The organism is Fuscovulum blasticum DSM 2131 (assembly GCF_003034965.1).
GTDB classification, from domain to species: domain Bacteria; phylum Pseudomonadota; class Alphaproteobacteria; order Rhodobacterales; family Rhodobacteraceae; genus Pseudogemmobacter; species Pseudogemmobacter blasticus.
In genome coordinates this window covers 1-10,256 of the sequence record NZ_PZKE01000034.1, presented here as the reverse complement: position 1 = coordinate 10,256, position 10,256 = coordinate 1, and the positions used below count along the sequence as shown (strand labels likewise).

General features: G+C 64.6%; 9 protein-coding genes, 1 pseudogene and 1 CRISPR repeat array. Of the genes and pseudogenes, 6 read left to right on the top strand and 4 right to left on the bottom strand.

The features are described from left to right. Positions 1–222: 222 nt before the first annotated feature. Both C5F44_RS17190 and C5F44_RS17185 read right to left on the bottom strand, forming a co-directional pair. A complete protein-coding gene (locus C5F44_RS17190) occupies positions 223–516 on the bottom strand; it encodes a CcdB family protein (protein ID WP_107674830.1) in 294 nt (97 codons plus the stop codon). A gap of 12 nt (positions 517–528) precedes the next feature. Beyond that, the gene (locus tag C5F44_RS17185; protein ID WP_107674828.1) at positions 529–750 is read right to left on the bottom strand and encodes a type II toxin-antitoxin system CcdA family antitoxin; all 222 of its coding nucleotides are present in this window, start codon (positions 748–750) and stop codon (positions 529–531) included. Between the two features lie 22 nt (positions 751–772). Here C5F44_RS17185 and C5F44_RS17180 point away from each other — a divergent pair, with 22 nt between their 5' ends. Continuing rightward, entirely contained in the window at positions 773–1,825 is a 1,053-nt protein-coding gene (locus tag C5F44_RS17180; RefSeq protein ID WP_107674826.1) for a tyrosine-type recombinase/integrase, read from the top strand. A 176-nt stretch (positions 1,826–2,001) separates the two neighbouring features. Continuing rightward, positions 2,002–4,014: a Hint domain-containing protein gene (locus tag C5F44_RS17175; RefSeq protein ID WP_146161979.1), complete on the top strand. Its 2,013-nt coding sequence runs from the start codon at positions 2,002–2,004 to the stop codon at positions 4,012–4,014. Between the two features lie 94 nt (positions 4,015–4,108). Here C5F44_RS17175 and C5F44_RS17170 read toward each other — a convergent pair whose 3' ends face one another. Both C5F44_RS17170 and C5F44_RS17165 read right to left on the bottom strand, forming a co-directional pair. Beyond that, positions 4,109–4,510 carry a type II toxin-antitoxin system VapC family toxin gene (locus C5F44_RS17170; RefSeq protein ID WP_107674823.1) on the bottom strand — a complete coding sequence of 134 codons (402 nt, stop codon included), beginning with the start codon at positions 4,508–4,510 and terminating at the stop codon, positions 4,109–4,111. Next, the gene (locus C5F44_RS17165; protein ID WP_107674822.1) at positions 4,510–4,752 is read right to left on the bottom strand and encodes a type II toxin-antitoxin system Phd/YefM family antitoxin; all 243 of its coding nucleotides are present in this window, start codon (positions 4,750–4,752) and stop codon (positions 4,510–4,512) included. The genes C5F44_RS17170 and C5F44_RS17165 overlap by 1 nt, the downstream gene beginning before the upstream one ends. Positions 4,753–4,995: 243 nt before the next feature. Between C5F44_RS17165 and repA the strand changes: the two genes are divergently transcribed. From repA to C5F44_RS17145, 4 genes and pseudogenes are all read left to right on the top strand, one after another. Beyond that, the gene (gene repA, locus C5F44_RS17160) at positions 4,996–6,189 is read left to right on the top strand and encodes a plasmid partitioning protein RepA (RefSeq protein ID WP_107674821.1); all 1,194 of its coding nucleotides are present in this window, start codon (positions 4,996–4,998) and stop codon (positions 6,187–6,189) included. Next, positions 6,189–7,166 carry a plasmid partitioning protein RepB gene (repB, locus tag C5F44_RS17155; RefSeq protein ID WP_107674832.1) on the top strand — a complete coding sequence of 326 codons (978 nt, stop codon included), beginning with the start codon at positions 6,189–6,191 and terminating at the stop codon, positions 7,164–7,166. Before repA ends, repB begins: the two co-directional genes overlap by 1 nt. Before the next feature lie 170 nt (positions 7,167–7,336). Beyond that, positions 7,337–8,536 (top strand): plasmid replication protein RepC, encoded by a 1,200-nt coding sequence (gene repC / locus C5F44_RS17150; protein ID WP_107674820.1) that lies wholly within the window; start codon positions 7,337–7,339, stop codon positions 8,534–8,536. A 440-nt stretch (positions 8,537–8,976) separates the two neighbouring features. Further along, positions 8,977–9,147: pseudogene (locus C5F44_RS17145) on the top strand (type I-E CRISPR-associated endoribonuclease Cas2); the annotation flags it as partial. Positions 9,148–9,246: 99 nt separating this feature from the next. Further along, a CRISPR array of direct repeats spans positions 9,247–10,007; the repeat unit is 29 nt; unit sequence CTGTTCCCCGCACACGCGGGGATGAACCG. Between the last annotated feature and the right edge of the window lie 249 nt (positions 10,008–10,256).

Here is a 10,256-nt window from a genome sequence, read left to right as displayed (position 1 = left end):
GACCCGCAGCCTGCCGAACCCACCGCGGAACGGTGGGCACAGGCAGCGGGAAGCCGGAGGATTTCGGGGGGGCTGGACATGGCGCAAGGCTAACAGCCTGCGGCGGTTTATGCCAGACATTCCGCACTTAACCGCCGCGCTTGTCATCAATCCGTTATGTCCAATAACATTGCATTATCGGACGTAAAGAAGCATCCTTCGGGAATGACCCCATTTACCGCCTCAGATCCCGTCGATCAGGATATCCAGCGCCCGTTTCAGCGCGTCCCGCTCGGCGGCCAGGCTGGCGACCGGCTCGCGCAGCTCGGCGCCCGGGAGGGCGGCCAGTTCCTGCACGCGCACAATCCAGATCGTGCCGTCGATCTCGACCCGGGGGGTCAGGCCGGGAAACGCCACATAGCGCCCCGCGTCGCGCAAGGGCGCCACAATGCGCGAGGCGTCGATGCCGATCAGATCGGTCTGCAGGTCCACCACCAGTTGGCCGCCCGTCAGGCGGAACACATCGAACTGCGCCATGCTGCCCCGCCCTCAGAACGTGCGGAAACGGGCCAGCGGCAGGCCCTCGCGCGCCAGCTCTTCGGCATAGGCGGCGTTCGCTTCGCGGGTTTCCTCGCGCCACAGCCGGTTGCGCTCGGCCTTGGTCGCTTCGGCAATCGCCTGTTCGGCAAGGCGGGACATGTTCAGCCCAAGCGCCCGCGCCGTCTCGGCAACCTCGGCATCCAGTGTCAGATTCACCTTGACGCGCCCCATCGCAAGCTCCTGCCCTGTCCGTATGGTTCAGGAGTATAAATTGAGCATCCCTGACGATCAAGACGACCGGCCCGCCCTGCCCTTCCCCGCGCCGGGGTCCGGTGCGCTGGACCGGCTTGCCGAAACCGCGCGCGGTTATGCGCGGGCGGCGGCGGCGGAAAACACGCTCAAGGCCTATGCGCGGGACTGGGCGCAGTTCATCCGCTGGTGCCGGATGCGCGGGGCAGAGCCCCTGCCCCCGTCACCGCAACTGATTGGCCTTTACCTTGCCGATCTGGCGGCGCCGGGGGGCAAGGGCCCTGCCCTCTCGGTCGCGTCGATCGAGCGGCGGCTTTCCGGCCTTGCCTGGGCCTGTGCGCAGCGCGGCGAACGGCTGGACCGCAAGGATCGCCATATCGCCAGCGTCCTGGCCGGCATCCGCCGCAAGCACGCCCGGCCCCCGGTGCAGAAAGCCGCGATCCTGCCCGAAGACCTGCGCGACATGCTGGCCACCCTGCCCCATGATCTGCGCGGCCTGCGCGACCGGGCGATCCTGCTGATCGGCTTTGCCGGCGGGTTGCGCCGGTCAGAAATCGTCAGCCTTGACCATGGTAAGGACGACACCCCCGACAGTGGCGGCTGGGTCGAGGTGCTGGAAGGCGGCGCCCTGATCACCCTGCGCGGCAAGACCGGCTGGCGCGAGGTGGAAATCGCCCGCGGCTCCAGCGACCAGACCTGTCCGGTTCACGCGCTGGCCCAATGGCTGCACTTCGCCCGCATCGACTTTGGTCCGATCTTCGTGGCGGTCAGCCGCAACGGGGCCCGTGCCACCGGGGACCGGCTGTCCGACAAGCATGTCGCCCGGCTGATCAAGCAGACCGTGGAAGCCGCCGGCCTGCGCCCCGATCTGCCCAAGGCCGAACGGCTGGCGCTTTACTCGGGCCACTCGCTGCGCGCCGGCCTTGCCAGCAGCGCCGAGGTGGACGAGCGTCACATCCAGAAGCAGCTTGGCCACGCCAGCGCCGAAATGACCCGCCGCTACCAGCGCCGCCGCGACAGGTTCCGCATCAACCTTACCAAGGCCGCGGGGCTGTAAGCTGGCGGCGATCCCGCGCCGGGAAATGCTGATCTGGCGCAGGGGGACGGCTCTGCCCGGGACGGCGCCAATATTGACGTAAATTATATATATGTATAAAATGTGACGGGTTCCCTTGGGTCGGCAACAGGGGCCGCCGTCGCGTTCCGTGGTCAAGGGTTGAGTGATGGTCCAGCTTGCGTTTCGCGCAAGAGCCACCACATGCAACCCGTCTTTTCTTTGTAAGTGGTCAGGTTGGCCTGATCACGTTGTATGTGGGTAAGGTAACGATGTCTGACCTTTATGGAACCTCCGGCAACGACACCTGGAACAATGACAACACCAATGACCGCTATTACGGCGGCGATGGTGACGATTCCATGTATGGTGGCAACGGAACGCAGGTTCTGTTCGGTGGAAGCCCCGGATTCAACGGAGATTGGATCTACGGCGGCAATGGAAACGATCTGTATTACGGCGCGGATGCCAACGATGTCCTGAGCGAGGACGGCGCTGCCGGAAATGACTCGCTTTATGGCGGGATGGGCGACGACAGCCTGGATGGAGGTCTCGACAACGATGTCCTCTCCGGCGGCGATGGCGACGATTCTCTTGATGGCGGGGCGGGTAATGACTCGCTGAACGGCGATGCCGGGAATGACAGCCTGTCGGGCGGCACAGGACGGGATTCCATGGCCGGCGGCGAAGGCAGCGACACCCTTGATGGCGGGGGGGATGACGACAATCTGCAGGGGTCGGCAGGCTCTGATCTTGTTTATGGTGGCGAAGGCAACGACGCGATCCTGGGGGACTGGCCCGGTTCAGGTTCAGGCGCTGGCCCCGCTGACGACACGATTTACGGCGGCAACGGCAACGACACCATCACACCGGAAGACGGAAGCGATCTTGTCTATGGCGATGCCGGTAATGACCAGGTTCTTGCGCTTGACGGCAACGATACTGTCTTTGGCGGCGAAGGCAGAGACAATCTTTATGGGTCGTTTGGGGAAGATTCGCTCGACGGGGGCGATCAGGATGACTTCCTGAACGGCGGCTCAGGAAATGATGTTCTTCTTGGCAACTCCGGGAATGATTACATCTTCGGGCTGGAAGACAACGACACGCTGTTCGGCGGGGATGGCAACGATTATCTTGACGGCGGCACAGGGGGTGGCCCTGAAACAAGCGGCAGCGACAATGTTGAAGGCGGTGCCGGCAACGATACGCTGAGTGGCGGTGGCGGGGGGGCCGACACGCTGACCGGCGGCACCGAGAACGACCTGTTCATTATCTCTGGCGATGCAAGCGACAGCATCTTCCTGTCCGATTTCGGCGCGGGCGAAACCAATGGCGCCAACGGAAGCAGCAGTGACAATGATTTTGTCGATCTGACGCTTTGGTACGACAGCAGCACGCTGGCGCTTTACAACGCGACCTACGGCACAAGTTTTGCCACGGCCCTTGAAGCGCTGCAGCATGATGCGCAGGACGGCGCGCTTCAGTTCATCGCGCTGCAAGGCGGGCCGAACGTCACCTTCACGCTGGTCGGGTCGGGTGTCATGGATACCGAGCATACCGGCGTTGTCTGCTTCGCTCGCGGAACCATGATCGAAACGGATTGTGGCCCTGTCGCGATCGAGGAATTGCGGCGCGGTGATCGGGTCGCAACCCTGGACAATGGGTGCCAGATCCTGCGCTGGATCGGTTCACGCAAGATCGCGGCCGCAGAGCTGGCGGCCAATCCGAAGCTGCGCCCCATCCGCATCCGCGCGGGTGCGCTTGGGTCTGGCCTGCCAGTCGCCGATGTTATGGTCTCGCCGCAGCATCGGGTTCTGGTGTCGTCGCGGATCGCGGAACGGATGTTCGGCTGTGCTGAAGTGCTGGTTGCGGCACGGCAGTTGCTGACGGTCCAGGGCATCAGCGTTGCCGAGGATGTCGAGTCCGTCGAGTACTTCCATTTCCTGTTCGACCGCCACCAGATCGTCTTTGCCGAAGGCGCACCGATGGAATCCCTGTTCACAGGGATCGAGGCGCTGAAATCCGTGACCGAAGATGCGCGGCGCGAAATCTTCGAAATCATGCCGGATCTGCGGCAGTTGACAGCAGAGACGCTGCCCGTGCCGGCCCGGCCAATCATGGCAGGCCAACCCGCACGCAAACTTGCCTGGCGACATGTGAAGAACAATTTGCCGCTGATCCGTCAGGTCTGAGTTTCGCGCCGTTGCAGGCCGGGCTGGCCCGGCACCGCTGCCACGGTTGATTCACTTCCGTGACGGGCAAAGGGCTGCAAAGCCCCCTGCCCTTCTAGAACGGGTTTTCCAACACGGCCCCGGTCGGGGCAAAGTCGCTGACATTGCCGGTCACCACCGTTGCCCCGTGCCGCAGCGCCGAAGCCGCGATCATCAGGTCCGCGCCGTTGTGGCCGATCGTGGCCGACAGCCGGCCCCAGATGCGGGCATCCTCGGCGTCAAAGGGCAGCAGGCGGTCGGAAAACAGCAGCACCGTCCGGTCAATCCAGGCCCGCAGATCCTGCGCGAAGCCCGGATCGCGGCGTTCCTGCAGGTGGATTCCCCGCTCGATCTCGCCAAGGGTGATGACGCTGAGAAACAGCTCCTGCTCGGGCTTTCCCCGTAGCCAGGCCGCCACCTTCGGCGCGCGGTCGGGGCGGCGCACCGCCGACAGGACGTTGGTATCAAGGATATACATCAGAAGGTCACGTCGCGCGGCGCGGCTTCGGCGCGCGGCACCTCTGCACCGGGGAAGGCCAGCAGATGGTCGGCGAAACTTTCGCGCGATTGCACGGCGCCTTGCAGAAGGCGGCGATAGTCGTCGGCCGACAGCACCACCACGGCAGGCTTGCCCCGGCGGCTTACCTGCTGCGGTATGCCGGCAAGCGCCGCCTCGACCACGGCGCTGAACCTGTTCTTTGCATCCTGAACCGTCCACATGGCCCTTATCCAGCTAGCTATCTGGCTAGACAGATAGGGTGCCGATCTGCTTCTGTCAAGAAAAGGGCGGCATCGGTCCTGTCCGGGGCCATCCGGAGGCGGCCCTATCTTGTGGCACTCTGGGCAGCCCCCGCCATATCTGGCAGATTGTTCTTGCCCGAATCCGTTTCCTGCGCCATTCATTTACGCCAAGAACTGAAAATTCCGAAAAAAAGCCGTAACAAACGGCTCGAGGCGCAGGACATGGGACAGATCAATGAACGCATCGACCGTCTGGTCGGTGAACATGCGGCCAAGCTGTCGGAACGGCTGATGGCGCATCGCGCGCAACTGTTTCCCCCCAATGCCAGCAAGGTGCTGCGCCGCTTTACCAGCGGCGAAGTGGCGGGCTTGCTGGGCGTCAAGGACGCCTATCTGCGCAAGCTGTCGCTGGAAGGGCGCGGCCCGCAGCCCGAAACCGGGCCGGGCGGGCGGCGTCTCTATTCCTCGAACGATATCATGGAGTTGCGCCGCCTGCTTGAAGCAGGCACGAAAACGCCGGGCACCTATCTGCCCGGCCGGCGCCAGAATGACCACCTTCAGGTGATCACCGTCATCAACTTCAAGGGCGGCTCGGGGAAAACCACCACCGCGGCCCATCTGGCGCAGAAATGCGCGCTGGACGGGTACCGCGTTCTGGCCATCGACCTTGACCCGCAGGCCAGCTTTTCCGCGCTGCACGGCTTTCAGCCGGAATTCGATCTGCTGGATGGCGGCACGCTTTACGATGCGATTCGCTACGAAGACCCCCTGCCCATGCGCAGCATCATCCGCCCCAGCTACTTTACCAACCTGCACATCGTTCCGGGCAACCTGGAACTGATGGAGTTTGAACATGATACCCCGCGCGCGCTGGCGGTGCGGCGGGGCAGCGAACCCGGGGAAAACCTGTTCTTTACCAGGATTTCCGATGCCTTGGCCGATGTGCAGGCCGATTACGATCTGGTCGTGATCGACTGCCCGCCGCAACTGGGGTTCCTGACAATGAGCGCGCTTTCCGCCGCAACGGCGGTTCTGGTCACGGTGCATCCGCAGATGCTGGACGTGATGTCGATGTGCCAGTTCCTGCTGATGACCTCGAACCTGCTGGGCGTTGTGGCCGATGCGGGCGGCAACATGAACTATGACTGGCTGCGCTATCTGGTCACCCGCTATGAACCGGGCGACGGGCCGCAGAACCAGATGGTCAGCTTCATGCGGTCGCTGTTCGGCGACCATGTGCTGAACCATCCGGTGCTGAAATCCACCGCCATTTCCGACGCCGGGCTTACCAAGCAGACCCTGTATGAGGTGGAGAAGGCCGATTTCACCCGCGCCACCTATGAACGCGCGATGGAAAGCCTGAACGCGGTCAACTCGGAAATCGAGGGCCTGATTCAAAAGGCATGGGGGCGCTGATGTCACGCAAGGATGTGTTGAAGGGCCTGATGGACGCCCAGCCTGCCACGCCCGCCGGCCCCGTGGCGGCCCCGCCCCGTGCCAATCGCGGCGCCATCGGGGCGGTCTCGCGGTCGATCGCCGATCTCAAGGCCCGCTCGGTGGTTGAACTTGATCCCCACAGCATCGAGGCGGCCGGCATGTCCGACCGGCTGGAAACCGACGCCGACGCCGATGCCTCGCTGCGCAATTCCATTGCCGAATATGGCCAGCAGGTGCCGGTTCTCGTGCGCCCCCACCCCACGAAAGAGGGCCGCTATCAGATTGTCTACGGCCGCCGCCGCGTGCTGGCGATGCGTGATCTGGGCCAGACGGTCAAGGCGCTGATCCGCGATCTGGACGACCGCGAACTGGTGCTTGCGCAGGGCCAGGAAAACACCGCCCGGCGGGATCTGTCCTTCATCGAGAAGGTGAACTTCGCCCGCCAGCTCAGCGAGGCCGGCTATGACCGCAAGGTCATCTGCGACGCGCTTTCCGTCGACAAGACGCTGATCAGCCGGATGCTGTCGATTGCCGACCGCCTGCCCCCCGATCTGATCGCCGGCATCGGCGCGGCGCCCTCGGTCGGGCGCGACCGCTGGCTTGCGCTGGCCGATCTGGTTGAGGCGACCGAAACCGATACCATCACCCTTCTGGCGATGGTCAACCTTGGAACCGTCTCGGAACGGTCTGACGACAGGTTTCAGACGGCCTGGGCCTATCTGTCGGGGGTGATGGCGCGCCGCAAGGCCGTGCCCGAAAGCACCCGCCGCCCGGCGCAGCCGCTGTATACCCCCGACGGGGTGCCGCTGGGGCAGGCCCGGTATGACCGCAACTTCTGCACGGTCAAGCTGCGGCTGGCCCATAGCGAAGGTTTCGAGGATTGGCTGGTTGAAAACCTGCCGACGCTGTTCACCGATTGGCAGGCGCGCAACACGCCGCCGACCGGGAAACCCTGAACCCAACCCACCAGAAAGGAGGCACGACCCCGCAAAAGCGAAAGACCCCCCAGGACTGACGTCCCGAGAGGCCCATTCTTGTTCTCGCACCTCAAGAAATAGCGCCTTGGCTGCACGGCTGTCAACTACCCGATTCGGGTAGCGGTCTTTCTTTTGCCTCGTGAAACCCCATGCAGCACATCTCCCTGACGCCTTTCGGGCGGCAGCCGGCAACCTCTGGCCTGCTGGCAGCCCGCTTCCAGGCCGACAAGGCCCCCGCCCTGCCCCAGGTTGACAAATGGGCCGTGTTCAACGCCCTGCGCGAAGCGCGCACCCGGCTGGGCCTGACCGACCGTGATCTGTCGGTGCTTTATGCCCTGCTGACCTTCCTGCCCGCCAAGGCGCTGGAAGACGGCGCGCAGCTTGTGGTGTTCCCCTCGAACGCAGCGCTGTCCGACCGGGCGCATGGCATGGCCGAAAGCACGCTGCGCCGGCATCTGGCGGCGCTCGTGGCGGCCGGGCTGATCTGCCGGCAGGACAGCCCCAACGGCAAGCGTTATGCGGCGCGGGATTCCGCGGGCGGGCTGGCGGTGGCCTTTGGCTTCGACCTGCGCCCGCTGCTGACCCGCGCCGATGACATTTTCCGCATCGCGGCCGAGGTGACCGAAGCCGCCGCCGCCCTGCGACGCCAGCGCGAAGCCCTGGTCCTGCGGCTGCGTGATGCCGCCAAGCTGCTGGCCTATGGTCAAGACGCCGCCCTGCCCGGCGACTGGGCCGGGATCGAGGCCCGCCTTCTGCCGCTGCGGGCCGCCCTGCGCCGCAAGATGGACCCGGCACAGATCGGCGGCCTGCTGGATCAGGCTGGGGATATCCTGCGGGCAATCTCGGCCATGCTGGCCTTTCCGACAGAAGAATCAAACGGCACTGACGCCCATTCCGGGCGTCACCATACAGATTCAAACCCAGACTCTCATGCTTTTGAACCTTGCCCAGAAAAGGGCAGGGCGGCGGAGGCGGGTTCGCCTGACCCGGAAGCGAACCCACAAGACGAACCCGAAACCCCGCTTCCCCTTTACCTGGTGCTGAAGGCCTGCCCCGAGATCGAGGCCTATGCCAAGGGCAACCTGACCCGCTGGCCCGAATTCATTGCCACCGCGTCCGAGGTGCGCGGCATGATGGGTATCTCGGCCTCGGCCTGGCAGGACGCTTGCCAGACGATGGGCCACGGAACCGCGGCAATTGTCGTCGCCGCCATGTTGCAGCGCTTTGCCAGCATCCAAAGCCCCGGTGGTTATCTGCGCGCGTTGACAGCCAAGGCGGCCGAGGGCGTGTTCTCACCCGGGCCGATGGTGATGTCCTTGCTGAACACGAACCAGCGGCGGGCGGCGTGAAAGTTGACGGCTGTCAACTTGGGCGCGGGCGTTTGGCAGGTCTGGCGACAGGAAGGAACGTGGGATGCGCCGTTCGCTGACCTGGCCGGGGAAATGTGCTGACACTACTGGGGTGGAACATCCCACCCCGTTTCCATGCGGGCTGGGCTCCGTGAGGCGAACGCTGGGTCTGGCGCGATGGGGGAACGGTGCCTTGCGACTTTGGGCGGGTGAAGTTGACAGCTGTCAACTTTCCGACGCCCGGCTTTTGTCAGAGGTGCAGGCGCCGGGCAACCAATTGAAGAATATGGCGCTTATTGACAACATCAGCCGCGCCGTCTGCGGCTGGTTGGGCAGAGCCGTATCATGGATGCGCATCACCGCCTGATCCGGGGCTGTTTGCCGATGGGGCCGGGAAGGGCAGGGGCGTTTCCTGATCTTGCCGCAGCGCCGCCCGGACACGAAAGACGATCCGGGGCCAGGTGCTGGCCTCTGTGGAACAGGGCGATGCGGTGATGATCTGGAAAGCCTTAGCCGATCATGGCTTCGCCATCGCCACCGCTGTCTGCAACCGCCAAATGCCGGCCGATTTCGACGGGCTGAAACGGCTGTCCTTCTTCCCGCGCGAATGACGCGACAGGCACCTGCCGGCCCGGCCCCCGAGGGGCCGAAACGCCGGTAGATCGTTTGACATCGTGAATAGGTTTGCACATCAATGGCTTCCAGCCAGACTGTTCCCCGCACACGCGGGGATGAACCGGCCCATTACAGCAAGCGCAATTCGTCTCGGCTCTGTTCCCCGCACACGCGGGGATGAACCGACCCCGAAGCCGCCTACGCTGGCATGACGGAACTGTTCCCCGCACACGCGGGGATGAACCGCCTGCGGCATCACCCCGCAGATGGTGTCGATGCTGTTCCCCGCACACGCGGGGATGAACCGCGAGCTGGCGTCTACCCTCAGGCGCGTTGCTGCTGTTCCCCGCACACGCGGGGATGAACCGCCAAGAATAACGGCATGTCCACGGCATCGCAGCTGTTCCCCGCACACGCGGGGATGAACCGCCGGCATCCCCCACACAGACGGCCCCGGCCGACTGTTCCCCGCACACGCGGGGATGAACCGGCCCATGGCGGCTGCGATGAACCTCTATCGGCCTGTTCCCCGCACACGCGGGGATGAACCGCTGACCAGGTCGTACGCGTCGAAAACACTGGTCTGTTCCCCGCACACGCGGGGATGAACCGCCCAGCTTGACCAGATGATCATGGCTTTGCAGCTGTTCCCCGCATACGCGGGGATGAGCCGACACCCGCCGGGATCTGCAACTGGTCGCCACCCTGTTCCCCGCATACGCGGGGATGAGCCGCGTCAGGCTCGGGCATGGCAGAACCTCCGGGTCTGTTCCCCGCACACGCGGGGATGAACCGATATGCAGGCCCGCGCGGCCCGACAGGATGTTCTGTTCCCCGCATACGCGGAGATGAACCTATCGGCGGCTGGGGGGGCGGTGGGCAGAGGACCGCTGTTCCCCGCCGGCGGAGGCGGTGGCAGGGGGTGGCTTTACGGGGATCGGCAAGAGGTTGTATCTCGCGGGGGCCGGAAATCTGGGGGGCAGGTCATGCGAGATTACGATGCGATCCTGAACGAGTTTTCGCCCGTCAGGGCCGATCCCATCGGGGCGGAGGAATATTCCGGGCGGCTGGGCCGCCTTGCTGCGGCCATGCGGCGGAGCGGGGT